This is a genomic window from Bordetella genomosp. 9 (assembly GCF_002119725.1).
In the GTDB taxonomy this organism is placed as follows: domain Bacteria; phylum Pseudomonadota; class Gammaproteobacteria; order Burkholderiales; family Burkholderiaceae_B; genus Bordetella_C.
Genome location: NZ_CP021109.1, coordinates 107,928 through 132,807, shown reverse-complemented (window position 1 = coordinate 132,807; position 24,880 = coordinate 107,928). Strand labels below are relative to the sequence as shown.

The window sequence follows — 24,880 nt, the reverse complement described above, 5'->3', positions numbered from 1 at the left end:
GCTCCCCTGGTTATGCGCAGTTCCGCGGCGCGCTTTCCATCCAGCGTTTGTGAAAATGCAGCCGGTCTTCGATGCGGATACAGACCTGCACGGCGTGGGTGAACTCCGTGGCAGTGCTGCTTGTCTGGCAGCTCGATTGCACCTCGATGTTCATGTGCGGATGCGGCGCGCGGTACCGGACCTCGGCAATGATCGATGCGCCGGCCGGATCCTGGTTCGACACCGTGTATTCAGAGCGCCGCGTCGTGCCGCCGTCGGCCGCGCCCAGCGTGCAGACGACCGCGTCCCGCACCAGGTCATGCGTCAGCGTATAGGTTGCCCGGGGCACTTCCGCCACGGACGGCACAGGATGCGGTGACGCCTGGAAAGCCGGCGGCGGCAGCCCGGCGGCATGCGGCGCCATGATGGGCAGTTCGATTCGCGACGGATGCGCGGCCCCGCAATGGATCGTGTTGCGCGCACGCATTCCCGTCGGCCAGGCATTCTGGAAGTCCGCGCTGGATACGGCGATGCGCAGGCGATGGGACGGTGCGATCTCGTAGGCCAGGTCCCGGAGTTTCAGGCGAAGCTCATAGACTGTGCCGGGCTCCAGCGGCGTGGGCCTGTCGTGCGTTTCCCGGTGGGTCGCCAGGCAGCCGCCATGGCTGATCAGGCGCGAGGTGCCATCGGGCGCGACGTCGCAGATCCTGACGTGGAAGTAAGCGACTTCGGCCGAGGACGAGACGTGCAGTACGGCTTCGGGCCGTCCCAGCAGGGACATTGTCCGGTCCAGAGGCGGCGTGGTGAAACAGGCGGAATACGCGTCGTCGACGCGCTGGTCGATGGGCATGCCCCAGGGCGACGTGCTGCCCAGGCCGACGCGCCCGCTTGCCATGCCCACTGTGGGCCGGTAGTCGTAGCTGACCTGGCCGTCGGCCGGCGCCTGGCGCCCGAGGCCGCCGCCCGGCTCCAGGTACCGTGTTTCGGTACGGGTCGCTGCCGGCGGCCATTGTGAATCGGCATGCCAGTGCCCGGGCTCGTTCAGCGACAGCAAGGCGGGCTGCTGCCATTGACGGACGAATACGGTGACCGGCGGCTCGTCCATGATGCCGTTGTCGATGCCCTTGAGCCAGTAATCGAACCATCTCAGATACTCGACGCGGGTATCGATGCGAGGGCCGGGTAAAGCGAATTTTTCTTCCGGGTAGTAGTGCCCCCAGGGGCCGATCACGACCTTCTTCGGGCCCTTCAATTGCCGAAAAGCCTCCAGTTCGGCGTTGGCGTACCAGTCGGCCCAGCCCTCGATGAGATAAACCGCGCAGCCTACCTTGCCGAAGTTGTCCTTGATGCTCTTGCCCCGCCAATAATCGCCGTCCGTGTCGTGGCGGAATATCTCCAGGCTCCACGGCGCGCTGCCTTCCAGGCGTTCATCCCAGATGCGGGACCAATGCGCGCCGACGAGCGCCGGATCGGGCGGCGCGAAGTTGTAGGCGTTCATATTGGGCGCGAAGAACTCGAAGCGCCACGGCCGCCGGCAGCCGCCCGGATAGGCGGTGTCCTCGTACATGTCATTGCTGCCGGAACGCACGATGATGGCCTTCAGGTGCGGCGGCGCCTTGCCGGCCACCTGCCATTGCACCGTCGCGCCATACGATTTGCCGATCATGCCTACCGCGCCGGTGCACCAGGCCTGCCGAGCGGCCCACTCCACCATGTCGTGGCCGTCCTGCTGTTCGTCGTCCGAATAGGCGTCCAAGCTGGCGCCCGATGAACTGCCCGTGCCGCGCACGTCGAACTGCACGACCGCATAGCCGTGCTGCGCCAGGTATTGCACGGCCGGCGGAAAGCTTGGCTGGGCGTGGTCCAGGCGGCGGTATGGGTTGTATTCGAGCACCGCGGGGAAGCGGCCTTCGACAGCGGGGCGCGTGATCCTGACATTCAGCTCGACGCCGTCGCGCATCGGCACGCGCAGCCCCTTGACGATCTGGACCGGATAGGTCTGGACGCTGCGTTCAGCCATCGATGCCGCCCCCGGGCAGGGCCGTCGCAGCGGCACGTCCGTGAAGCATGGAAAGCGCCATGCCAGCTCCCTTGTGTCGTTGTTATGTCGCAATATCGGCGTCCGACTTTAATGGAGATTCTCGGAATTCGCCGACAGGTGTCTCTTATATCGACATAAATGGGATCTATGGCAAGGACCCGTCGGGCGCTCGATAGGCGGCGCGGCATGAGCGGACGCCGCCATCCCGGCGCCAGCCGGATCCCCGCATCAGGACGTGGCAGGCGGGGCCGCGGCGGAAAACTGCTTCCACACTTCGATGGCGCGCATGCGTTGGCGAGCGACCTTCTCGATGCGTTCGCGCAGCTCGGCGTCGTAAGCGAGCAAGGCATGAAAGTCGCGCGCGGACATCATCAACAGCTTGCTGTAGCCCAGCGAGGTGACGGCGGGCATGGTCACCTCTTCACCGAGCAGGGCCAGTTCGCCGAAGAATTCGCCGCTGCCCAATTCAGCCGTGGTGTTGTCCGGCAGATGGACGGCGACGGCGCCGGACGCGACAAAAAACATTTCCGCGCCGGCGCGGTCCTTCAGCACATGCTGGTCGGGCAGCGCCAGCCTCGGCTTGAGCAGGCGCGAAATGGCCCGCAAGGAGTCGGCGCTGAGGTTTTCGAAAAGCGGTACACGCTTGATCAGTTCGGACGCGCTCAGCTCGATGTCCAGGGGCGGGTGGCGGTCGATGTGGGCCCAACGATGTTCCAGCTTGCGCATCAGGTCGGCGTAGACCTCGCCGCTGATCAGGAATTGATCGAGCATGTCGCGATAGCGCATGCGTTCGAGCTGGCGCGCGGTGCGGCCCAGATAGCTTTCCTGCAGCCACAGCGCGTACGTCGGATATTGCAGGTTGAGCGCCTGCAAGGCATTGTCGACCGCATCGAGCCGGCGCTGATGGGCCGTGATTATCCGCTGCGTCGCCTCCTCGCCGAGCATGGGCTTCAATTGCTGCCCGGCGAACAGGATGATGCGCTGCGCGACCGAGCGTTTGCTCATCAGCGCCTCGAAGCGCTGCCCCAGCTCACTGGCCAGCCAGCGCTGGAAACCGAACAGGTAGTGCACCCGCAGCGCCAGGCGGAAGGCCCGCGAATAGCGCACGTCCGCGGCGATGGCGTTCTCGAAGCCCGCCAGCCCGCCGGCGCGTACGGCGTCCTCCAGGCGCTCGGCGCGCGCCAGCAGGGATTCCGCCATGCGCCAATCGACGATCTGCGCCTTCAGGATGTCGAAAAACATCTCCTCTTCGCGCCGCGCCAAGGTTGCCAGCCCGATGTCCACGCGTTCCTCGACGCTCATGTGACGGACTTCGCTGCCGGCCAACTGGGTCAGGCTGCGATCGAAGACCGCATGGATGCGCTCGCGCACCTCGGGGCCGATGTTGTCGGCGGCGGCGACTTCGTCGGTCCTTTCCTGCAGATCGCTGAGTGCAACCGCCACCGCCTGGTCGCGGATGGTGGCTTCGCGCTGCGACAGCTCGTTCAGACGCAGCATGCGGATCAGCGGACGCAGGCTGATGCCGTTGATGAACAGGGTCATCAGTACGAAGCCGGTAGTGGCGACGGCGATGAACTGGCGCGCCTCGTAAGGGACGTCATCGCGTTCCGTGACCGCCAGCGCAAGGGCCAGCGAGACGGCGCCCCGCAGGCCGCCCCACAGCATCACCGTTTTGTACGCGCGGTTCACCCGGGTGCCGAATTTCGTCATGCCCAGCAAGGGCACCAGGCCAAAGACCGCCACGGCGCGAGCCACCAGGGCCGCGGCGAACAGCGCCAGCAGCAGCCCGATGTCGGCCAGCGTCGCATTGGCCATCAGCCGCGGAATCAGCATGGCGGCGAACAGGAAGATCAGCGAATTGGCCCAGAAGCCGAACTGGCTCCAGGCGCTGGTCAAGTGCTCGAAGGTTGTCGGCGCCATGCGGGTGCGCCCGGTCGAGCCCACCACCAGACCGGCGATGACCGTGGCCACCACACCGGAAACGTGCAGGTAGTGATCGCAGACGTAGAACGTCAGGTAGGCGAGCGTCAGCGTCAGCGTGATTTCCGCCGCGGGAAAGCCGCGCAGCAGTCCGAAGAGCATGCAAGCCAGCCGCCCCATGGCGTAGCCGGCAAGCCCGCCTCCCAGAAAGCTCACCAGGAAGTCGCCCATGACCTGCCCGGCCGACATCTTGCCGCTGCCCGCCAGCACGCCCACCAGCACGGAATACAGGGCGATCGACGCGGCGTCGTTGAACAGGCTTTCGCCTTCCACCAGGGTGGTCAGGCGCTTGGGCGCGCCGACCTCGCGGAAGATGCCGACCACGGCCGCCGGGTCCGTGGTGGCGACGATGGCGCCCAGCAGCAGGCAGACAACGATGCCATAGGACGACAGCGCGTTCAGGAAGAACCCGACCACCACCGTGGACAGAAAGACGGCAACGATGGCCATCATCAGGATGGGGCCGATATCGTCCATGAGCCGGCGGACATTCATGGACAGCGCGGTTTCGAAAAGCAGTACGGGAAGGAAAACGGTAAGGAAAGTTTCCGACGAGATCTCGAATCTCTCGAGCGTGTCCAGCATGCCCGACAGGACCGGCGGCGCCCATCCATGCACATGAATCACGATGCCGAGCAGGCAGCCGACGATGGCCAGCAGCACCGAATAGGGCAGCTGGAGCCGGCCGGCCAGCGGCGGCATGAAGCAAACCAGCGTCAGCAATGCCGCCAGGCCGAAAACGATTATTCCCACATCCATGTTGTTCTATCCGCTGCCATATCCGTCTACGCGAAAGGATAGCGGGTTTCCGCAGCCCGTTCGGCATGCGCCCTACGACGCCCTTCGTGCGGACGACACGGATATGGCGCACGGCCGCACGTTTCGTTACGGCCCGCACGATTTGGTGGATGCCGGGGTAATCGGATTTTCGCTAAGGTAGGCAGCTTCCCTGGTCGCGCCCGCGACCCATGCGGGAAGCGCGAGCCTGACGGCTCGCGTCTTCGCCTGCGTATCTCATGGAGCCGCCGTTGCAGATCCTTCCGCAGCAACCTTACAAGCCGTCGGCGTTGGCCGGCCGCGATACGGCGCCCCTGGATGAAGACGCGCATCCGGCGCTATTGATTCAATTGACCGACCCCCATCTGTTCGCCGAGCCTGGCGTCATGCTCGGCGTCGACACCGAAGCGAGCCTTCGTGCCGTGGTCGATGCGATCCGGCGCCAGCACGGGGACGCGGAACTGCTCCTGGCCACCGGCGACCTGTCCCACGACGGGACGGATCACTCATACCAGCGCTTCGCGGACATCGTGCGCCCGCTCGGCATGGCCGTGCGCTGTCTGCCCGGCAACCACGACTCGGTCGCGGCTCTGCGCCGCAATCTGGGACCGTGGACCCAACCGGTGACCGATGTGGGTGCATGGCGCGTCATCCTGCTCGACTCGCGCGCCGACGCGTCCAACGCCGGACACCTCGAGCGCGCGCAATTCGATCTGCTCGACGACGCGCTGGCGGGGGCGAACGGCCGCCCGGCGCTGGTGGCCATGCACCACAATGCAGTACAGGTCAGCGCCGATTGGCGCGATCCCATGATGCTGGACAATGCCGCGGAACTGTTCCGCCACCTGGCCCGCTGGCGCAATGCCAAGCTTTTGCTCTGGGGGCACGTACACCAGGAATTCGATCGCCGGCGAGGAAGCATGCGCATGCTGGCGACACCCTCCACCTGCTTCCAGTTCGCCATCCGCGACGGCCGGCATCGCCTGGACCCGCAACCGCCCGGCTACCGCTGGCTGAAGCTGTATCCCGACGGCTCGGTCGCCACCGGCGTCCGCCGCTTGGAACCCGCGCTATGGCAGGGCATGCTCGCCGAATGGGCGCAGCCGGAGGAAAGCAGGATCGTTTAGATGCGGCCGCACGCCTCTTCGGCGCACGCCGTTCCTGGGGGCAGACGGGCATAAAAAAACGGGGCACCGGCGGTGCCCCGTCAAACACCTGTCTCATAGGGGAGGGGAAAGAGGAGAAGCCGAGACAGGCGACCAACCGCGCGCCGGGCATTGCGCCGCGTCGCGTGGTCATGGATTAGGCTGCGCCGCGGTGGATTAGTTTCCTCGGCCTTGTGCAATTTTTGCCGAGACTTGTCACTGAATGTAATTTTCCCGAAGACCGGGGGCAGTACGGCGCGGCGACCGGCCGCGCGCCGCGATTTCAGGCGCTGAGCGATCCTCGCATCTTCTTCAGAGCGGCGGCTTCGATCTGACGGACGCGTTCGGCGGAGATGCCATATTCCTGCGCCAGCTCGTGCAACGTAGCGCCGCCATCGTCCTGCAGCCAGCGCGCTTCGATGATGTGGCGCGAGCGCGGGTCCAGGGCTTCGAGCGCACTGCTCAGCCCTTCACTCTGCATGGCGTCGTTGGCCTTGCGTTCAAGGACGCGCGTGGGCTCCTGACGGCCTTCGTCGGACAAATACGCGATGGGTGCGTAGGCGTCTTCGTCGTCGTCCTGGGATTCCAGCGACATGTCGCGGCCGGACAGCCGGACTTCCATTTCGCTGACATCCTCGCGGCGCACGTTCAACTCGCGCGCGATTTCGTCCACCTGCTCGGAGTCGAGCGTCTTGCCATCTGGCCGCATGCTGCGCAGATTGAAGAACAGCTTGCGCTGCGCCTTGGTGGTGGCGACCTTCACCAGCCGCCAGTTGCGCACGATGTACTCATGAATTTCCGCCTTGATCCAGTGAACGGCGAAGGACACCAGACGGACCCCGCGTTCGGGGTCGAAACGCTTGACGGCCTTCATCAGGCCCACGTTGCCTTCCTGGATCAGGTCGGCGTGCGGCAGGCCATAGCCCAGGTACTGGCGGGCAACGGAGACAACCAGGCGCAAGTGCGACAGCACCAGTTGACGGGCCGCATCCAGGTCGCCGTGGTCGCGCAGCCGGCGGCCCAGGTCGATTTCCTGTTCGGCCGACAGAACCGGCAGGCGGTTGACTGCGGAAATGTATGCGTCGATCGTCCCCAGCGCGCCCGGATTGGAAATGGCCAGGGCGAGCGCGTTGCCGGAAACGGTCAACGAGGAACTGGGTCGTTTCATGGTGTTGTGCTCCAGGAAACCGCTGATTTGAGAACGCATGAAAGGATGTTAGCACTCTAAAGAAGGGAGTGCTAATTCGACCCTAACATGTGTAGGAAGTTCAAAAATTTTCGCGGAAAAACAATCGGTTGCCGGGTTTCGGCCGTCGTCTTTCCGCTGCCCGGGACGTCCTGGCGGCTACCAGCCCCGCTGCTTCAGCCCGTCCGCCGTCGCCGGATCGTCGGGACGGATGAACAGCGCGCCGCGCGCATCCAGGAAGACGCGGTAGCGCGCGCCATCGAACATCGGCATATAAGCCGCGCTGCCGTACTGAACGTCCACGAAGGGCAGCCAATTCGGGAACCGCTGCTTCAGCCGTCCCAGGTCTGGCGTGCCCGCCGGTCCCAACGCATATACCGTGCGCGGGGCCGAGAGTTCCGCTGCGGGGTCGGAATACCGTCCCGCCAGCCGTTCCAGGCGGTACAGCGGCGGTAATCCTGCGAGCAGCGCGGGCAGCCGCCATCGCACCACCCTGGCGTCGATCTGCCATTCGTCGCCTCGCAGCGCGAAATCTTCCGGCGCCCTGCCCGGCAGTTCGGCCGTCGCCATGAATTGCCGTGGCCCTTCCTGCCTTAGCACGACGCGTGCGATCGGGGCGTCCGCCGTCAGGCGGAAAAACTGGTACAGGGTCGCGGCGAACATCCCCGACACGCAGGCCAGCGCCAGAAGAAGCAGGCCGACCAGGCGACGTACCGGCCGCAGCCGGAAATGGCGGCGGCCCCTGGCGTCGCGCGGTCCGCCCTTGCCCAGGAACAGCCCGAAGCCGGCAAGCAGTACGACGATGGTCGCCACGGCGATCCACATGGACGGAGCCACGTCTTCGGTCAATGCCCTGTCTCCTTCTAGCGTTAACAGGCCGCCGCTATCTTTTCAGTATATAGAGGCCGTCAAGCCCCGGCCGTCCGACAGGCCGGCTCAGGCAGGGGACTCCGGCGTGGACGACAAGCGCTGGGCATGGAAGCGGATATGGTCTTCCATGAACGTCGCGATGAAGTAATAGCCATGGTCGTAGCCGGCGTGACGGCGCAGCTCCAGCGGCTGGCCGGCCTGGGCGCACGCAGCTTCGAAGGCATCCGGATAAAGCTGCTGATCCAGGAAACGGTCCGACAGGCCCTGGTCAACCAGAATGCCATCGGGATAGGGCGCGCGCCGCGACGCCATCAGCGCGCTCGCGTCGTACCCGGCCCACGCGCCCTGGTCCGGCCCCAGATAGTTGGCGAAGGCCTTCTGGCCCCACGCGGCCCGGATCGGGGCCGCGATCGGCGCGAAGGCGGACACCGAGCGGAATCGGCCGGGGTGGCGCAAGGCCAGGACCAGCGCGCCATGGCCGCCCATCGAGTGACCGCAGATGCCCAGGCGGCCGGGCGCCGCGCCCAACTCCGACGTCGCCAGCGCGGCCAGCTCCCCCACCACATACGATTCCATGCGGTAATGGCGGGACCAGGGCGGCTGCGTCGCGTCCAGATAGAAGCCCGCGCCGGTGCCCAGATCCCAGTCCTGGTCCTCGCCCGGAACGCCCGCGCCGCGCGGACTGGTGTCAGGCGCAATCAGCATCAGCCCGTGCCGGGCAGCCCAGCGCTGGGCGCCCGCCTTGATCATGAACGTTTCCTCGTTGCACTCCAGCCCAGCCAGATAGAAAAGGGCGGGCACGGGCCCCGATTCCGCCTGCGGCGGGGTGTACACCGAAAAGCGCATCGGCAGCCCGATGACCGCCGAATCGTGCCGATAGATCCGCTGCCAGCCATCGAAGCAGCGGTGCTGCGCCACAATTTCCAGCGTCGCCATCAGTAGAGCACCACGGATCGGATCGATTCGCCGCGCTTCATCAGGTCGAAGCCCTCATTGATGCGGTCCAGCGGCAGGGTATGCGTGATCAGGTCGTCGATGTTGAGCTTGCCGTCCATGTACCAGTCAACGATTTTGGGCACGTCCGTACGGCCGCGAGCGCCGCCGAAGGCGGACCCTTTCCATTCCCGGCCCGTCACGAGCTGGAACGGCCGGGTGGCGATCTCTTCGCCCGCCGCGGCCACGCCGATGATGATGGATTGGCCCCAGCCCTTGTGGCAGCATTCCAGGGCCTGGCGCATCAGCTTGGTGTTCCCCACGCATTCGAACGAATAGTCGGCGCCGCCGTCGGTAAGCTGGATCAGGTGATCGACCACGTTTTCGACTTCGGAAGGGTTCACAAAGTGCGTCATGCCGAACTTGCGGGCCAAGGCCTCCCGCCGGGGGTTGATGTCCACCCCGATGATCTTGTCGGCGCCCACCATCCTGGCGCCCTGGATGACGTTCAGCCCGATGCCCCCCAGACCGAACACGACGACGTTGGCGCCGGCCTCCACCTTCGCGGTGAACACCACGGCCCCGACACCGGTCGTCACGCCGCAGCCGATATAGCAGACCTTGTCGAAGGGCGCATCGTCACGGATCCTGGCAAGCGCAATCTCCGGCACCACGATGTGGTTGGCAAAGGTGGACGTACCCATATAGTGATGGATGGGCTTGCCGTCCAGGGAAAAACGCGAGGTACCGTCCGGCATCAACCCTTTGCCTTGCGTTGCGCGAATGGCCTGGCACAGATTGGTCTTGCGCGACAGACAGAACTTGCATTGGCGGCATTCCGGCGTGTACAGCGGAATGACGTGGTCGCCCGGCTTCAGGCTCGTCACGCCCGGGCCGACCTCCATCACCACGCCGGCGCCCTCATGCCCCAGGATGGCGGGGAAAATGCCTTCCGGATCGGCGCCCGACAAGGTGTAATAATCGGTGTGACAGATTCCGGTCGCCTTGACCTCCACCAGCACCTCGCCCGCCTTCGGGCCTTCCAGCTCCACATCTTCGATGGTCAAGGGGGCGCCGGCTTTCCAGGCGATGGCGGCTTTGGTCTTCATGGGTGCTCCTAATGAATGGCTGCCGGCCGGGTTCCGATAGGCGCTGCGCCCGGCGCGGTACAGCGGATGTCAACCAACGCATCTTACCTCCTGCCCCGGGGTAATCTTAGTGTTGCGCCGCGCCGTTTACGCGGTACCATTTATTCCCGCGCGAACGTCCCGTTCCAGCCCGTCCCGGTCCTGACACCCTATGGCTCGCCTGCCCCGACTGTACGCTCCCGGACTGCCGCAACTCGTGCAAGCCAACTTCATCAATCCACTCGCGGCGCCCTCGCAGCCCGCACCGGCGGATACGTTGAACCAGGTGGCCGCATGGCTGGGCGAAACAGCCACCCGCAATCGGGTTGCGCTGCATGGCTGGGTGCTCGCAACGGACCGGATTCTGCTGCTCGCCACGCCCGTGGATGGCGAAGGCCTGCCGCGCCTCATGCAGACGCTGGGGCGGAACCTGGCGGCCCGCCTGCGCGGCGGCCGCGTCTTCGCCGGACGCTACCGTTCCGCCCTGGTCGAACCCGGCGCGTGGGTGCTGCCGTCGCTGGTCTGGCTGGAGACTTATCCGGTACGCAGCGGCGCAACGCACGACGCGGAACTGTGGCCATGGTCCTCGGCGGCCGGCCATACCGGCTCGGGCCAGCCTCAGGCAGGGTGGATGTCGGATCATGCCGATTACTGGTCGTGCGGCAACACGCCGTTCGACCGCCAGGCGAACTATCGGAGACGGCTGCAGGAAGGCCTGACCCGCGAGCAGATCCAGCGCATCGATCAGGCGGTGCAGGGCCAGTGGGCGCTGGGCGGTCCGGACTTCATCGCCATGCTGGCGCATACCGCAAGCCGGCGCGTCACACCGGGACAGCGCGGACGGCCCCGCAAAAAGCCCGCTCCGCCCGCGGCCGAGACCGAATCCCCTTGAGCCTATTTGCCTGAAGCGCGTTCGGCGCGCCTTATCAGCGTGGCCCGGCCGGGCGCGCGGTGCGTCCCTATCGCCACGAAATATCGGGGACGCATAAATGGCAATATCCCTGACCTTGGCCGCAGGGACTGCGCATGACTTGCAGGCTGACAACGTGGACGGCTCCTAAGTCCTTGTTCTGCAGCAATAAATCGCCTCGTTATAGATGCGTCCCCGTTAAATTCGGCGTCGGGCGGGAGTCTCGTAAATGAGGGACGCACCCCCATTGTTTCGCTTGCGGGCCAAACCGGTCCACGGTATCGTGGCCTCTTGCGCCGCAACAAAGTGTGGCAGTTCTTTCTTTTCAGCAGCCCCAAGCCTGGAGCGCTCCATGACCGTACCGCCTTCCTCCGACGCCTGTCGCACCGCGCCGGCGCAACCGATCGACGCCACCCGCATCGGCCTGCCTTCCGCGCAGGGCCTCTACGATCCCCGCCACGAACACGATGCCTGTGGCGTCGGCTTCGTCGCGCATATCAAGGGCCGCAAGAGCCACGCCATCATCCAGCAGGGCCTGAAGATCCTGGAGAACCTGGACCACCGCGGCGCGGTGGGCGCCGACAAGCTGATGGGCGACGGCGCCGGCATCCTGATCCAGATTCCCGACGCCCTCTACCGCGAGGAAATGGCTCAGCGCGGCGTGGTGCTGCCGCCCCCGGGCGAATACGGCGTCGCAATGGTGTTCCTGCCCAAGGAAACCGCATCGCGCCAGGCCTGTGAGCAGGAACTCGAGCGCGCGGTGCGCGCCGAAGGCCAGATCGTCCTGGGCTGGCGCGATGTCCCTGTGGATGTGGACATGCCCATGTCGCCCGCGGTCCGCGACTGCGAGCCGGTGATCCGGCAATTGTTCATCGGACGCGGCGCCGACGTGATGGTGCCCGATGCGCTGGAACGCAAGCTGTACGTGATCCGCAAAACGGCCAGCCACGCCATTCAGAACATGCGGCTTGCCCACGGCAAGGAGTACTTCGTGCCGTCCGCGTCGGTGCGCACCGTGGTGTACAAGGGCCTGCTGCTGGCCGACCAGGTCGGGCGCTACTATCGCGACCTGGCCGATACGCGGACGATTTCCGCGCTGGCGCTTGTGCACCAGCGCTTCTCGACCAACACCTTCCCCGCCTGGCCGCTGGCGCACCCTTACCGCATGATCGCCCACAACGGCGAAATCAATACCGTCAAGGGGAACTTCAACTGGCTGCGCGCGCGCGAAGGCATGATGCAGTCGGCCGTCCTGGGCGAGGACCTGCCCAAGCTGTATCCCATCGTGTACGAAGGGCAGTCCGACACGGCCACCTTCGACAATTGCCTGGAACTGCTGGTGAACTCCGGCTATTCCCTTGCCCACGCCATGATGATGATGATCCCCGAGGCGTGGGAACAGCACACCCAGATGGACGAAAGCCGCCGCGCGTTCTATGAATACCACGCGGCGATGATGGAGCCCTGGGACGGACCCGCCGCCGTAGCGTTTACGGACGGCCGCCAGATCGGCGCCACGCTGGACCGCAACGGTCTGCGCCCCGCCCGCTACCTGGTCACGGACGACGACATGGTCATCATGGCCTCGGAAGCCGGCACGCTGCCCATCCCGGAAAACCGCATCGTCAAGAAGTGGCGGCTGCAGCCGGGCAAGATGTTCCTGATCGACCTGGAGCAGGGCCGCATCATCGACGACGCCGAAATCAAGTCGCAGCTTGCGAACGCGCGCCCGTACCGCCAATGGATCGAGCGCCTGCGCGTGAAGCTGGAATCCCTGCCCGCGCCCAAGCAGGCCGCCGCGCCGGCTGCGCCGGCGGCATCGCTGCTGGACCGCCAGCAGGCATTCGGCTGGACGCAGGAAGACTACAAGTTCATCCTGGAACCGATGGCAGCCACCGGCGAGGAAGCCGTCGGCTCCATGGGCAACGACGCCCCGCTGGCGGTGCTGTCGAACCGGCCCAAGCCGTTCTACAACTATTTCCGCCAGTTGTTCGCGCAGGTGACCAACCCGCCGATCGACCCGATCCGCGAACAGCTCGTGATGTCGCTGGTGTCCTTCATCGGCCCCAAGCCGAACCTGCTGGATATCAACAACGTCAATCCGCCGCTGCGCCTGGAAGTGTCGCAGCCGGTGCTGGACTTTGCCGCCATGGCGCAGATCCGCGACATCGAGCAGGTGACGGGCAGCAAGTTCCGCAGCCTGGAACTCGACATCACCTACCCCGCCGCCTGGGGCCGCGAGGGTATCGAGGCGCGCGTGGCAGCGCTGTGCGCGCGCGCGGTCGATGCGGTGCGCAGCGGCTACAACATCCTGATCGTGTCTGATCGCCTGGTCGATGCCGAACGTGTCGCCATCCCGGCGCTGCTGGCGACGTCGGCCATTCATCAGCATCTGATCCGCGCCGGCCTGCGCACCAACACCGGCCTGGTCGTCGAGACCGGCTCCGCGCGCGAGGTGCACCACTTCGCGCTGCTGGGCGGCTACGGCGCCGAGGCGATCCATCCCTATCTGGCGCTGGAATCGCTGGAGCGCATGCCCGACCCCGACAAGGCGGTGAAGAACTACATCAAGGCGATCGGCAAGGGGCTGAACAAGGTCATGTCCAAGATGGGCATCTCGACCTATATGTCCTATACCGGCGCCCAGATCTTCGAGGCCGTCGGTCTGCAAAGCGAACTGGTGCAGAAGTACTTCACCGGCACGTCGAGCACCGTCGAAGGCATCGGCATCTTCGAGGTGGCGGAAGAGGCGCTGCGTCTGCATCGCGCGGCCTTCGGCAACGATCCCGTGCTGTCGAACGACCTGGACGCGGGCGGCGAATATGCCTTCCGCGTGCGCGGCGAAGAGCATATGTGGACGCCCGACTCCATCGCCAAGCTGCAGCACGCCACCCGCGCCAACAATTACCGCACGTACAAAGAGTACGCGCAGATCATCAACGACCAGAGCCGCCGTCACATGACGCTGCGCGGCCTGTTCGAATTCCGCTTCGACCCGGCGCGCGCGATTCCGCTGGAAGAAGTGGAACCGGCCAAGGAAATCGTCAAGCGCTTCGCCACGGGCGCCATGTCGCTGGGTTCGATCTCAACCGAAGCCCACTCGGTGCTGGCCGTGGCGATGAACCGCATCGGCGGCAAGTCCAACACCGGCGAAGGCGGCGAGGACGAGCTGCGGTATCGCGCGGAAATGCGTGATGGCAAGAGCCCGGTCAAGGACGGCGACACGCTGGCATCGGTGCTGGGCCAGGACCGCGTCGAGGCCGACGTTCCGCTGCTGCGCGGCGATTCGCTGCGGTCGAAGATCAAGCAGGTGGCGTCGGGCCGCTTCGGCGTCAGCGCCGAGTACCTGAGCAGCGCCGACCAGATCCAGATCAAGATGGCGCAGGGCGCCAAGCCGGGCGAAGGCGGGCAGCTGCCGGGCCACAAGGTATCCGAGTACATCGCGAAGCTGCGCTATTCCGTTCCTGGCGTGGGCCTGATTTCGCCGCCGCCGCACCATGACATCTATTCCATCGAGGACCTGGCGCAGCTGATCCACGACCTGAAGAACGTGAACCCGCGCGCGTCGATCTCGGTCAAGCTGGTGTCGGAGGTGGGCGTCGGCACGGTGGCCGCGGGCGTGGCCAAGGCCAAGGCCGATCACGTGGTGATCGCCGGCCATGACGGCGGCACGGGCGCATCGCCGGTGTCGTCGATCAAGCAGGTGGGCACGCCGTGGGAGCTGGGGCTCGCCGAAACACAGCAGACGCTGGTGCTGAACCGCCTGCGTTCGCGCATCCGCGTGCAGGCCGACGGCCAGATGAAGACCGGCCGCGACGTCGTGATCGGCGCGCTGCTGGGCGCCGACGAGTTCGGCTTCGCCACGGCGCCTCTGGTCGTGGAAGGCTGCATCATGATGCGCAAGTGCCACCTGAACACCTGCCCGGTGGGCGTGGCAACGCAGGATCCCGTCCTCCGCAAGAAATTCCAGGGCAAGCCCGAACACGTCGTCAATTATTTCTTCTTCGTCGCCGAGGAAGTGCGCGAAATCATGGCGCAGCTGGGTATCCGCAAGTTCGATGAGCTCATCGGGCGCTCCGATCTGCTGGATACGCGCATCGGCATCGAACACTGGAAGGCGCGCGGCCTGGACTTCGGCCGCGTGTTCTACCAGCCTCAGATCGACGGCCCCATGCGCCATACCGAGTCGCAGGACCATGGCCTGGCCGCGGCGCTCGACCATCAATTGATCGAACGCTGCAAGCCGGCCCTGGAACGCGGCGAGAAGGTTTCGTTCATCGTTCCCGTGCGCAACCGCAACCGCACCATCGGCGCCATGCTGTCCGGCGCGGTGGCCTCGCGCTACGGCCACGAAGGGCTGCCGGACGATACCATCCACATCCAGTGCAATGGCACGGCTGGCCAGAGCTTTGGCGCCTTCCTGGCGCATGGCATCACGCTGGACCTGGTGGGCGAAGCCAACGACTACGTGGGCAAGGGCCTGTCCGGCGGCCGCATCGTGGTGCGTTCGCCCAACGACTTCCGCGGTTTCGGCCCCGAGCACATCATCGCCGGCAACACGGTGATGTACGGAGCCCTGGCCGGCGAGGCCTTCTTCAACGGCGTGGCCGGGGAGCGCTTCGCCGTGCGCAATTCGGGCGCGGCCGCGGTGGTGGAAGGCACGGGCGATCACGGCTGCGAATACATGACCGGGGGCACCGTCGTCGTTCTGGGCGCCACGGGCCGCAACTTCGCGGCCGGCATGTCGGGGGGCGTGGCCTACGTCTGGGATCCCGACCGGACCTTCCGCGAACGCTGCAACCTTGCCATGGTCGAGCTGGAAAACGTGCTGCCGCACAGCGAACAGCAGAACCAGAACAACATCGACGTGTGGCACAGCGCGCAGCGCGGCGGCCCGCGCGAGACCGACGAAACCATCCTGCGCCGCCTGATCGAAGATCACTTCCGCTACACCGGCAGCTTCCGGGCGCGTGAAATCCTGGGCGACTGGGAAGCCGCGCGGGGCAAGTTCGTAAAGGTCATGCCGACCGACTACCGCCGCGCATTGGGCGAAATGTGGCGTGCGGCCAATCCGCAGAAGATGGCCGCCTGAGGAATCACAGGAAATACCATGGGCAAAATTACCGGCTTTCTCGAATACCAGCGCCTGCACGAGGCCCAGGAGGCGCCCGCCGCCCGCCTGAAGAACTGGCGCGAATTCGTCCTGCGTCTGGACGACAACGCTTCCAAGATCCAGGCGGCGCGCTGCATGGACTGCGGCATCCCGTTCTGCAATAACGGATGCCCGGTCAACAACATCATCCCGGACTGGAACGACCTGGTGTACAGGCAGGAGTGGCGCCGCGCGCTGGACGTGCTGCACTCCACCAACAACTTCCCGGAGTTCACGGGCCGCATTTGCCCGGCGCCCTGCGAGGCCGCCTGTACCCTGAACATCAACAACGATGCGGTGGGCATCAAGTCCATCGAGCACGCCATCATCGACAAGGGCTGGGAAGAGGGCTGGGTGCTTCCCCAGCCGCCTTCGCGCAAGACGGGCAAGAAGGTGGCCGTGGTCGGATCCGGCCCGGCGGGACTCGCCTGCGCGCAGCAACTCGCCCGCGCCGGACACGCGGTGACGGTTTTCGAAAAGAGCGACCGCATCGGCGGGCTGCTGCGCTACGGCATTCCCGACTTCAAGCTGGAAAAGTCGCAGATCGACCGCCGCATCGCCCAGATGGAGGCCGAAGGGGTGGAATTCTGCCCATCCACCTATATCGGCAACCCGGGTGATCCGGCGGCCGACGGGCTCAGCGCACGCACGCCCGAATCCTTGCGCGAGGAATTCGACGCCGTCGTCATGGCCGGTGGAGCGGAAACGCCGCGCGACCTGCCCGTGCCGGGCCGTGAACTGCAAGGCGTGTATTTCGCCATGGACTTCCTGCGCCAGCAGAACAAGGCCGTGGCCGGTGACCGCCTGAGCGGGCAGACGCTGGCCAAGGGCAAGCACGTTGTCGTCATCGGCGGCGGCGATACCGGGTCTGACTGCGTGGGCACCAGCAACCGCCAGGGCGCCGTTTCGGTGACCCAGTTCGAACTGATGCCGCAGCCGCCCGAGTCGGAGAACAAGGCGCTGACGTGGCCCTACTGGCCCGCCAAGCTGCGCACCTCGTCCTCGCACGAGGAAGGCTGCGAGCGCGACTGGGCCGTTACCACCAAGTCCTTCGTCGGCGAAAAGGGCGTCGTGCGCAAGCTGATCGCCGCCCGCGTCGAATGGTTCAAGGACGAAGCCACCGGCCAGATGAAGATGCGCGAAATCGAAGGCTCGGAGTTTGAGGTCAAGGCCGACCTGGTCCTGCTCGCCATGGGGTTCGTGTCGCCGCAACAGCGGGTGCTCGAGGCCTTCGGCGTGGACCGCGACACGCGCGGCAACGTGCGCGCCAATACGGATGACTACCGCACCAGCGTCGAGAAGGTCTTCGCCGCCGGCGATATGCGGCGCGGCCAGTCCCTGGTGGTGTGGGCGATTCGGGAAGGCCGCCAGTGCGCGCGGGCCGTGGATGCCTATCTGATGGGCGACAGCGACCTGCCGCGTTGAGGCCCCGCGGCTGCGGGCGCGCCGACCCGGCCCCGCCGCCTGATCCGGGCTTCGGCCAGCGATCGCGACGACCGCCCAGGCGGTCGTTTTTCATGGGCGCGTCATTCCTCGACGCCCCGCGCGCGCCGGCCCGCCCATGGCGGCTTTGCCGTGTTCCCCGCATTAACTTTCCCGTGTCCCGCGCATTAAGTCAGCCGACAACTGTCCGCGGCTAATATCCCGCCATCCTGTCATTCGGCCATCGACCCGCTCATCGTGCGCCCATCCGCCGCATCCCCCACCGCCGCCGGGCCGGCCCGCGCGCCGACGCTGGCCCAGATTTTCCTGGCCTTCGCCAAGATCGGCCTGACCAGCTTCGGCGGCGGACTCAGCGGGTGGATGCTGCGTGAATTCGTGCAGTCGCGGAAATGGCTTTCCGAGGCCGAATTCCTGAGCGGACTGGCCCTGGCCCAGGCGTTTCCCGGCGTCAATGTGGTGAACCTGTCCATCTGGATCGGCTTTCGCCTGCGCGGCGGTCGCGGCGCCGCCTTGGCGGCGCTGGGCATGATCGTCCCGCCCATGATCGTGGCCATTCTGCTCGCCGCGCTTTTCTCGGAGCTGGCGTACTCATCCGCCGTGCATCGCGTGCTGGTTGGCGTTGCGGCGGCCGCCGTCGGACTTTCGTTGCAAATGGGCCTGCGCGCCGCCCATCGCGCCGCCACCGGAGTCATCCCCGTCCTTATCATCGTGACGACCTTCGGCGCGATCTTCGTCGCGGGCCTGCCGCTGATCTGGGTGGTTGGCGCGATGGCGCCCCTGTCCATCGCGCTTGCCTATCTGCGCCTGCAGCGGACCGAAAAGGCCGCCGGAACCGACCGCGGCGCAGGAAGCAATCCGCCATGATGCAAGCCTCGCAGCTGTGGGACCTGTTCGCGGTGTTCGCGCCGCTTTCCTTCCTGACCGTGGGCGGCGGCCAGAGCGTGGTGGCGGACATCCACCGGCAGGCAGTCCAGGCCTACGGCTGGATGAACGATGGGCAATTCCTCGATCTGTTCGCACTGTCTCGCATCACGCCGGGGCCGGGGTCGCTGCTCGTTACCCTGGTCGGCTGGCAGGTGCGAGGTTTCCTGGGCGCGCTGGTGGCTTCCTTCGCGATCTTCGTCCCAAGCACGGTGGTCATCTACACCCTTGCGCGAGTCTGGCAGCGCTACGACGGGCGGCGCTGGATCCGGGCAATCGAAGCCGGGCTGGCGCCGGTGGCTGCCGGCATGATACTGGCCGCCTCCTGCACCATCCTGCGCGCCGCGGAAGGCGGCGCCTGGGCATGGGCGGTGGCGGCCGTTTCCACGCTGCTGCTCGTGCGCACGCGCATCAGCCCCTTCATCCTGCTCGCGGGCGGAGCGCTGGTTTTCCTCGTCGCCTTGGGCTGACGCAGTCCTCCACGCCTGCCAAGCTACAATGCCGGGCTGCGGGGACAGACTCCCCGCCCGATCATGCCCGTGATGCCAACTGTCCAAAGCCAACCATCCCGCCTCGCCCTCCAATTTTCCGCCGTATCCCTGGGATACGGCGAGTTCACCGTATTGCAGGGCATCTCCATGTCGGTGGCGCCGGGCCAGGTGGTGGCTGTCATGGGCGGTTCCGGGTCCGGAAAGACCACGATGCTGCGCGCGGCCACGGGGCAGCTGCGGGCGCGCTCCGGCCAGGTCTGCGTGTTCGGCCAGGACATGGCCTCCGTCTCGCCGGCGCAGTTGGAAAACCTGCGCAAGCGCATGGGCGTGCTCTTTCAGCAAGGCGCGCTTTTCACCGACCTGGACGTATTCGAAAACGTCGCCTTTCCCCTGCGCGAGCATACGTCGTACGGTGAAGCCGAAATCCTGGAACGGGTGCTCGACAAGCTGCAGGCGGTCGGGCTGCGTGCCGCGGCGCACTTGAAAGTCTCGGAAATTTCCGGCGGGATGGCGCGGCGCGTCGCCCTGGCCCGCGCCGTGGTACTGGAGCCCGAACTCATTCTGTACGACGAGCCGTTCGCCGGCCTGGACCCCATATCCATGGGCATTACGGCCAGGCTGATCCGCGACCTGTCCGACCGGCTGAAGTGCGCTTCGGTGCTGATCACGCACGACGTGCAGGAGTCCTTCGCCATCGCCGACCAGGTCTACCTGGTCGGGCAGGGAAGGCTGGTGGCGGCGGGCACGCCCGACGAGCTGTCGGCGTCCACCGACCCCTATGTGCGACAGTTCCTGCGCGGAGAACCGGACGGTCCGGTCGCCTTCCACTACCCCGACACGCCGGCCTTCGACCGCTGGCTGGCCGCACAAGAAGGACGCAAATCATGAGCGCTTCCGCCTCCGGCCCCATCAGCCGCCTGGGCGGCTGGATCATCGACACCATCGGCGGCATCGGCTACTTCACCCGTTTCTTCGGCGTCCTGCTGGGCAAGAGCGGGATCGCGCTGCGCCGCCCGCGGCTGGTTTCCCAACAGGTGCATTTCATCGGGAACTATTCCCTGGTGATCGTCGCCGTCTCGGGCATGTTCGTCGGCTTCGTGCTGGGCCTGCAGGGCTACTACACGTTGCGGCGGTACGGCTCCGAAGAATCCCTGGGCCTGCTGGTGGCGCTGTCCCTCGTGCGCGAATTGGGGCCGGTGGTGACGGCATTGCTTTTCGCCGGACGCGCGGGCACCTCGCTCACCGCCGAAATCGGGCTGATGAAGGCCGGCGAGCAACTCGCCGCCATGGAAGTCATGGCGGTGGATCCCATGCGGCGCGTCCTGGTGCCCCGGTTGTGGGGCGGCATCATTGCCATGCCTATCCTGGCGGCGGTGTTCTCGATGGTCGGCATCATGGGCGGCTGGCTGGTCGGCGTGGTCATGATCGGCGTGGATGCCGGCGCCTTCTGGTCGCAAATGCAGAGCGGCGTGGACGTATGGGACGATGTGGCCAACGGCGTGCTGAAAAGCATCGTGTTCGGCATTGCCGTCACCCTGGTCGCGCTCTACGAAGGCTGGCAGGCGCGCCCCACGCCGGAAGGCGTCGCCCGGGCCACCACGCGCACCGTGGTGGTGGGCTCGCTGGCGGTGCTGGCGCTGGACTTCCTGCTGACCGCGCTGATGTTCAGCTAGAGTGGGAAGGAAGGCCCACCCCCGAGGCGCTGGCGCGCCTCCCCCTCAAGGGGGCGACGCTGGCGGACCGGCGGAGCCGGATCCGCGGCGTCCCGGGCTTGGGACGCCGGTGCATGCCATCAAGAGCGGTGTGGGTACGTTGGGTTGAGGCCAGCCGGACACGAAGGCCGGGGGCGCTTCCTGCCGTGCGGCGGAGCGCGCAGGTTGGGGGCCGGCGGGTAGCGTTGGATAACTGATACGGATTACTTATGTCTCGTCAAAAAACCGATTTCTGGGTTGGGCTTTTCGTGCTGCTGGGCATCGCGGCTCTGGCGTTCCTCGCGCTGCGGGCGGGGAATCTGAGCGCGTTCTCGTTCGCGCCCACCTACGAACTGACCGCGGATTTCGACAACATCGGCGGCTTGAAGGAGCGCGCCGCGGTCAAAAGCGCCGGGGTGGTGGTGGGACGGGTCAGCCGCATCCGCTTCGACGACAAGAACTTCCGCGCCGTCGTCACCCTCAGCATCGATGCCGACTTCAAGTTTCCCAAGGATTCCTCCGCGTCGATCCTGACGGCCGGCCTGCTCGGCGAGCAGTACATCGGCCTGACGGCTGGCGGCGATGACGCCGATTTTGCGGACGGCGACAAAATCCGTTATACCCAGAGCGCTGTCGTTCTGGAGAACCTCATCAGTCAGTTCCTTTACGGCACGGCGGAAAAGCAGGGCTCGGCGCCCGCGGCCGCCCCGCCGGCGACGCAACCGCACTGACCGCGATTTTTTATCCCGGCGCGCTCGCGCCCGTGCCGCTTGGGGAAGAGGGGGCGCGGCCAAAGGCGATTGCTGCCGGCCGACTGGCTGTCACCAGCAAGACTTACATATGAAGAACAACACCCTGACTCGACTTTTGACGCTGGCGGCGGCCGGCATCGCACTGGGCGGCTGCGCCACCGTGAAGAATCCGGACCCGCGCGACCCATGGGAAGGCTTCAACCGCGGCGTCTATACCTTCAACGACAAGGTGGACCGCGCCGTCCTGCGGCCCATCGCGGTTGGCTATACCAAGGTCACGCCGCAACCGGTGCAAAGCTGCATCCACAATATCTTCAACAACGTCGGGGACATCTGGTCGGCGGCCAACAGCATGCTGCAGGGCCGCGGCGTGGATGCCATCAACACCTTCGGCCGCTTCCTCTTCAACACGACCATGGGCGTGGGCGGCTGCTTCGACGTGGCGACGGCCAACGGCGCGAAGCGCATCCCCAACGACTTCGGCACGACGCTCGGCGTGTGGGGCGTGGGGCAGGGCCCGTACCTCGTCCTGCCGTTCTGGGGATCCAGCACGGTCCGCGATACCGCCGGGCTGGCGGGCGACTTCACCGGCAACCAATGGACCAGCATCGGTGCCATCGAGAACGTGCCGATCCGCAACTCCCTGTATGGGGTGTGGGTGGTGGACCGCCGCGCCAGCCTGCTTGACGCCACCGACACGGTGGACCGCGTTGCGCTGGATCCGTATAGCTTCGTCCGCGATGCCTATCTGCAACGGCGCGCCGCCATGGTGCTGGGCCGCAAGGCAGGCGACGAAAACAACCTGCCCAACTATGAGGACGAAGACGAGGGCGTAGACGGCAACGGCGGCGCAGCCACCGTTCCGGCCGGCTCAACCAATTCGGCCACGCCCGCCGGCCCGGGTATGGGCGGTGCGGGCGCTGGCGCGACGGGCAGCGTGCCCTCCGGCAAACAACCGGCCCCCGCTCAGGGCAAGTAATTTCGCGGCAACGCGGCGCGGCCGCCGGGCGTGATCCGGCGGCGTGTTTGCAAACAATTTTGGCAACCAGGCGCGGCCTCGACTCGCGGCCGCGTTTCCTCGCTCAGAAGGAGCCACCATGCAGTTTCACCCGATTTCTCTTTTGCAACGCCTCGCCTTTGCCGGCCTGATCGGCCTGGCCGTGGCTTGGTCCGCGCACGCGGCCAACCCTCAGGATCCGCCCGAAAAACTGGTGCAGGAAGCGGCCAACGAGGCCCTGCAGGTCCTGAAGACCGACGGCGGCGTCAAGAACGGCGACCTGGGCCGCGTGAACCAGGTCGTGGACCAGTACATCCTTCCCTACGTCGATTTCAAAAAGACGACGCAGCTGGCGGCCGGCCGCTACTGGCGCCAGGCGACGCCGGAGCAGCGCACGGCGCTGGCCGATGCCTTCCGCGGCACGCTGATCCGGACCTACAGCGGCGCGCTGACGCGGGTCGATAACAACACCAGCATCAAGGTGACGTCGTCCAACATCGACGGCAACGACGCCGTGGTGCGCAGCACGATCAACCAGTCCAACGGCCAATCGGTCGGCGTGGATTACCGCCTGGAAAAGACCGCGGGGGGCTGGAAAATCTATGACCTGAACGTCGAGGGAATCTGGCTGATCCAGAACTACCGCAACCAGTTTGCGCAGGAAATCAACCAGAACGGCATCGATGGCCTGATCAAGGCTTTGAACCAGCGCAACCAGTAAATTTCTGACAAACCACTTGCGGCCCGGGGCCATCCCCAGGGGAAACCCGGACCGCGCCTTATAATGGCGGATTGGCTCTTTTCGGGCTGTTCTTTCGTATCATGTCCGCCGTCCGCCTCGAGAACGTCTCCAAAATCTATGCGCCGCGCCGTCCCGGCTGGAAGAAATGGCTGGGCCATACGGCCCAGCCGGGGTTCCAGGCGCTGAAGAACGTCAGTCTCGACATCCAGCCGGGCGAATTCTTCGGCCTGCTGGGTCCCAACGGCGCGGGCAAGACCACCCTGATTTCCGTCCTGGCGGGCCTGGCTCGCCCCACCTCGGGCCGCGCCAGCGTCTGCGGACATGATGTCCAGCAGGACTACCAGTTGGCGCGCCGCGCGTTGGGCGTGGTCCCGCAAGAGCTCGTGTACGACCCGTTCTTCACCGTGCGCGAGACCCTGCGCATCCAGTCCGGCTATTTCGGGCTGCGCAAGAACGACGACTGGATCGACGAAGTTCTGTTCAACCTGGGGCTCGCCGACAAGGCAGACGCCAATATGCGTGCGCTGTCCGGCGGCATGAAGCGGCGCGTCCTGGTGGCGCAGGCCCTGGTGCACCGGCCGCCCGTGATCGTGCTCGACGAGCCCACCGCGGGCGTGGACGTGGATCTGCGCCGCACGCTCTGGGAATTCATCTCGCGCCTGAACAAGGCCGGCCACACCATCATGCTGACCACGCATTACCTGGAAGAAGCGGAAGCCCTGTGCGGACGCATCGCCATGCTGAAGGCGGGCCGCATCGTCGCGCTGGACACCACGCAGGCGCTGCTCGCCCGGGTGGGCGGCGTCGATCTGGAAGACGCCTTCGTGCGCATCATGCATCGCGAGGACGACACGCAACTGACGGAGGTCGTGTCGTGAACGCGCCTGAAAGTTCCGCCGCGCGCAAGGAAGCCGCCGCATTGCTGGCGGCGTCCGGGCCCGCCGGCGCGCCGATGCTTGACGCCGTTCCCGCGCCCGGTTCGGGCTTCCCCACGCTGCTACGCAAGGAATTGATGCGTTTCTGGAAGGTGAGCTTTCAGACCATCGCGGCGCCGGTCATCACCGCCCTGCTGTACCTGCTAGTGTTCGCGCAAGTGCTGCAGGACCGCCTGCACGTATATGGCACCGTGCCCTATACGTCCTTCCTGATCCCCGGCCTGATGATGATGAGCATGCTGCAGAACGGGTTCGCGAATCCGTCCTCCTCGCTCATCCAGAGCCGCATCACCGGCAACCTGGTGTTCATCCTGCTGCCGCCGCTGTCGTACCGCGACATCTACCTGGCCTATACGATTGCGGCTGTCGTGCGCGGGATCGCCGTGGGCCTGTGCGTCTGGGTGGTCGCGCTGTTCTTCGTGCCCCTGCCGCCCGCGAATCCGCTTTGGATCCTGGCCTTCGCGGTGCTGGGCTGCGGCATCATGGGCACGCTCGGCATCATTGCGGGATTGTTTTCCGAGAAGTTCGACCAGCTGGCGGCCTTCCAGAATTTCCTGATCATGCCGGCCACCTTCCTGTCCGGCGTCTTCTACTCCATCCATACCTTGCCGCCCTTCTGGCGCGGGGTATCGCACTGGAACCCGATCTTCTACACCATCGACGGCTTTCGCTACGGCTTCTTCTCGGTTTCCGACGTGTCGCCGTGGCGCAGCCTGGCGGTGGTGACCTGTGTGTTCCTGGCGCTGGCCGCATATGCCATGCGGCTCCTCGCCAGCGGCTATAAACTCCGAAACTGATCGCAGATGAC

General features: G+C 65.9%; 19 protein-coding genes. 13 read left to right on the top strand and 6 right to left on the bottom strand.

Annotated features, from left to right (window positions below):
• Positions 1 to 10: 10 nt before the first annotated feature.
• Both CAL13_RS00615 and CAL13_RS00610 read right to left on the bottom strand, forming a co-directional pair.
• Positions 11 to 1,999, bottom strand: coding sequence for a CocE/NonD family hydrolase (locus CAL13_RS00615; RefSeq protein WP_086071196.1), 1,989 nt, complete (start codon positions 1,997 to 1,999; stop codon positions 11 to 13).
• A gap of 249 nt (positions 2,000 to 2,248) precedes the next feature.
• A complete protein-coding gene (locus CAL13_RS00610) occupies positions 2,249 to 4,759 on the bottom strand; it encodes a cation:proton antiporter (protein WP_086071195.1) in 2,511 nt (836 codons plus the stop codon).
• Positions 4,760 to 5,028: 269 nt separating this feature from the next.
• Here CAL13_RS00610 and CAL13_RS00605 point away from each other — a divergent pair, with 269 nt between their 5' ends.
• Positions 5,029 to 5,904 (top strand): phosphodiesterase, encoded by an 876-nt coding sequence (locus tag CAL13_RS00605; RefSeq protein WP_232462466.1) that lies wholly within the window; start codon positions 5,029 to 5,031, stop codon positions 5,902 to 5,904.
• A gap of 301 nt (positions 5,905 to 6,205) precedes the next feature.
• Here the strand turns inward: CAL13_RS00605 and rpoH are convergent, their stop codons facing one another.
• The 4 genes from rpoH to CAL13_RS00585 all read right to left on the bottom strand — a co-directional run bounded on the left by rpoH (position 6,206) and on the right by CAL13_RS00585 (position 10,020).
• Positions 6,206 to 7,090, bottom strand: a complete 885-nt coding sequence (gene rpoH, locus CAL13_RS00600; protein ID WP_086059142.1) for an RNA polymerase sigma factor RpoH — start codon at positions 7,088 to 7,090, stop codon at positions 6,206 to 6,208.
• A 177-nt stretch (positions 7,091 to 7,267) separates the two neighbouring features.
• Positions 7,268 to 7,957 carry a hypothetical protein gene (locus CAL13_RS00595; protein ID WP_086071194.1) on the bottom strand — a complete coding sequence of 230 codons (690 nt, stop codon included), beginning with the start codon at positions 7,955 to 7,957 and terminating at the stop codon, positions 7,268 to 7,270.
• A gap of 87 nt (positions 7,958 to 8,044) precedes the next feature.
• A complete protein-coding gene (gene fghA, locus CAL13_RS00590) occupies positions 8,045 to 8,914 on the bottom strand; it encodes an S-formylglutathione hydrolase (protein WP_086071193.1) in 870 nt (289 codons plus the stop codon).
• Positions 8,914 to 10,020 carry an S-(hydroxymethyl)glutathione dehydrogenase/class III alcohol dehydrogenase gene (locus CAL13_RS00585; protein ID WP_086055771.1) on the bottom strand — a complete coding sequence of 369 codons (1,107 nt, stop codon included), beginning with the start codon at positions 10,018 to 10,020 and terminating at the stop codon, positions 8,914 to 8,916. Before CAL13_RS00585 ends, fghA begins: the two co-directional genes overlap by 1 nt.
• A 190-nt stretch (positions 10,021 to 10,210) precedes the next feature.
• On the opposite strand from CAL13_RS00585, the gene CAL13_RS00580 reads away from it, so the two are divergent.
• The 12 genes from CAL13_RS00580 to CAL13_RS00525 all read left to right on the top strand — a co-directional run bounded on the left by CAL13_RS00580 (position 10,211) and on the right by CAL13_RS00525 (position 24,869).
• Entirely contained in the window at positions 10,211 to 10,930 is a 720-nt protein-coding gene (locus CAL13_RS00580) for a hypothetical protein (RefSeq protein ID WP_086055770.1), read from the top strand.
• Positions 10,931 to 11,300: 370 nt separating this feature from the next.
• Entirely contained in the window at positions 11,301 to 16,040 is a 4,740-nt protein-coding gene (locus tag CAL13_RS00575; protein WP_086055769.1) for a glutamate synthase-related protein, read from the top strand.
• A gap of 18 nt (positions 16,041 to 16,058) precedes the next feature.
• The gene (locus tag CAL13_RS00570; RefSeq protein ID WP_086055768.1) at positions 16,059 to 17,525 is read left to right on the top strand and encodes a glutamate synthase subunit beta; all 1,467 of its coding nucleotides are present in this window, start codon (positions 16,059 to 16,061) and stop codon (positions 17,523 to 17,525) included.
• Between the two features lie 255 nt (positions 17,526 to 17,780).
• Positions 17,781 to 18,407, top strand: coding sequence for a chromate transporter (locus CAL13_RS00565; RefSeq protein ID WP_086071192.1), 627 nt, complete (start codon positions 17,781 to 17,783; stop codon positions 18,405 to 18,407).
• Complete coding sequence (locus CAL13_RS00560) at positions 18,404 to 18,934, top strand: chromate transporter (RefSeq protein WP_198297694.1); 531 nt, start codon at positions 18,404 to 18,406, stop codon at positions 18,932 to 18,934. Before CAL13_RS00565 ends, CAL13_RS00560 begins: the two co-directional genes overlap by 4 nt.
• 72 nt (positions 18,935 to 19,006) lie before the next feature.
• Positions 19,007 to 19,843: an ABC transporter ATP-binding protein gene (locus CAL13_RS00555; protein WP_086073445.1), complete on the top strand. Its 837-nt coding sequence runs from the start codon at positions 19,007 to 19,009 to the stop codon at positions 19,841 to 19,843.
• Complete coding sequence (mlaE, locus tag CAL13_RS00550) at positions 19,840 to 20,628, top strand: lipid asymmetry maintenance ABC transporter permease subunit MlaE (RefSeq protein WP_086055766.1); 789 nt, start codon at positions 19,840 to 19,842, stop codon at positions 20,626 to 20,628. Before CAL13_RS00555 ends, mlaE begins: the two co-directional genes overlap by 4 nt.
• A 248-nt stretch (positions 20,629 to 20,876) precedes the next feature.
• Positions 20,877 to 21,377, top strand: coding sequence for an outer membrane lipid asymmetry maintenance protein MlaD (gene mlaD / locus CAL13_RS00545; RefSeq protein WP_086055765.1), 501 nt, complete (start codon positions 20,877 to 20,879; stop codon positions 21,375 to 21,377).
• A 109-nt stretch (positions 21,378 to 21,486) separates the two neighbouring features.
• Positions 21,487 to 22,377 (top strand): MlaA family lipoprotein, encoded by an 891-nt coding sequence (locus CAL13_RS00540; protein WP_086055764.1) that lies wholly within the window; start codon positions 21,487 to 21,489, stop codon positions 22,375 to 22,377.
• Positions 22,378 to 22,495: 118 nt separating this feature from the next.
• Positions 22,496 to 23,116, top strand: coding sequence for an MlaC/ttg2D family ABC transporter substrate-binding protein (locus tag CAL13_RS00535; protein ID WP_086071191.1), 621 nt, complete (start codon positions 22,496 to 22,498; stop codon positions 23,114 to 23,116).
• A 101-nt stretch (positions 23,117 to 23,217) separates the two neighbouring features.
• A complete protein-coding gene (locus tag CAL13_RS00530) occupies positions 23,218 to 24,015 on the top strand; it encodes an ABC transporter ATP-binding protein (protein ID WP_086055762.1) in 798 nt (265 codons plus the stop codon).
• A gap of 74 nt (positions 24,016 to 24,089) precedes the next feature.
• On the top strand, positions 24,090 to 24,869 hold the full coding sequence (locus CAL13_RS00525) for an ABC transporter permease (RefSeq protein ID WP_086059139.1): 780 nt from the start codon (positions 24,090 to 24,092) through the stop codon (positions 24,867 to 24,869).
• Positions 24,870 to 24,880: the final 11 nt, after the last annotated feature.